Here is a 1,184-nt window from a genome sequence, read left to right as displayed (position 1 = left end):
ATGGGCATACGCGGCGGCGAGCCGTACGCCGGGTGGAAGCCGCTCGAGCACCTCGATGGCTCGGAAGGCGACCGGCCGGGCCTCGTCCGGGCGCCCGTTCCACCAGCTCAGCCGCGACACCCAGCGCAGGTCGTCGCCGATCGCGGCGGCATCCCCGCCGGCCTCCCGCAACGCCAGCGCCTCCCGGTAGGCGTCCAGCGCCTCGGGCGTCAGCCCGCCGAGGTACGCGGCCTGGGCGTAGTTCTCCAGCAGCTCGGCCCGCCCCTCCCCGCCGGCCCGCCCCTCCCCGCCGGCCCGCCCCTCCCCGCCGGCCCGCCCCTCCCCGCCGGACAGCGCCAGCGCGGCGGCGTAGTGGGCGGCGGCCTGCCGGTATGCGCCCAGCGCGGACGCCCGGACGGCGGCCGCCGGCGCCCACCGCAGCACCGCGGCGGCGTCCCCGGCGTGGTGGGCGTGGTGCACGAGCCGCGCCGGGTCCACGCCCGGCCGGGCCTCCAGCTTGGCGAGGACCTCGGCGTGCAGCGCGGCCCGCCGCACCGGCGACAGCGACCCCTCGACCGCCCGCCGCAGCAGCTCGTGCCGATAGGCCACCCCGTCCGCGGAGACGGTCAGCACGCCCCGCTCGAGACACTCGTCGACCGCCGCGGCCCGGTCCCCGAGCAACGCCACCTCCGCCCGCGTGGGCAGGACCGCGACCAGCCCGGCAACCTCGCGGGCCGGCGGCGACAGCGTGGCGAGCCGGGAGAGCACGAGGTCGCGGACGTTCGCCGGCACGTCCTCGGCGGTGGACGCGAGCACCTCGCTGACCAGCAGCGGATTCCCGCCGGTCAGCGCGTGCACCGTGGTCGCTGCCCGGCCTGCCCGGCGGGCGAGCTCGGCGACCGCCTCGGCCGACAGCGGCTCCGGCGACAACCGGCGCAGTGCTGAGCGGGGCAGCCCGGCCAGCACGGCCCGCAGCTGATGGTCGGGGCCGATCTCGTCGTCGCGGTAGGTCAGCACCAGCAGCGCGCGGCAGCGATCGAGCCGCCGGCCGAGGAACGCGACCATGTCGAGGGTGGCCTCGTCGGCCCAATGCAGGTCCTCGATCACCACCACCGGCCGGGCCCGCTGCGGCGGCCCGTCCAGCGTGTCCAGCAGCGCGTCGAACACCTCGGCCCGCGGCCGGTCGGCGATCCGCTCGCGGAGGA

At 78.5% G+C, this 1,184-nt stretch carries 1 pseudogene; it reads right to left on the bottom strand.

Annotation, left to right across the window (positions count from 1 at the left end):
- A pseudogene (locus AB0M20_RS44750) lies at nucleotides 1-1,184 on the bottom strand (LuxR family transcriptional regulator); the annotation flags it as partial.

Origin of the sequence: Actinoplanes sp. NPDC051633, assembly GCF_040681735.1 — a bacterium.
Classification (GTDB): domain Bacteria; phylum Actinomycetota; class Actinomycetes; order Mycobacteriales; family Micromonosporaceae; genus Actinoplanes.
Note: the sequence above shows the minus strand (reverse complement) of the source record. Positions and strands in the feature narration are given on the sequence as shown.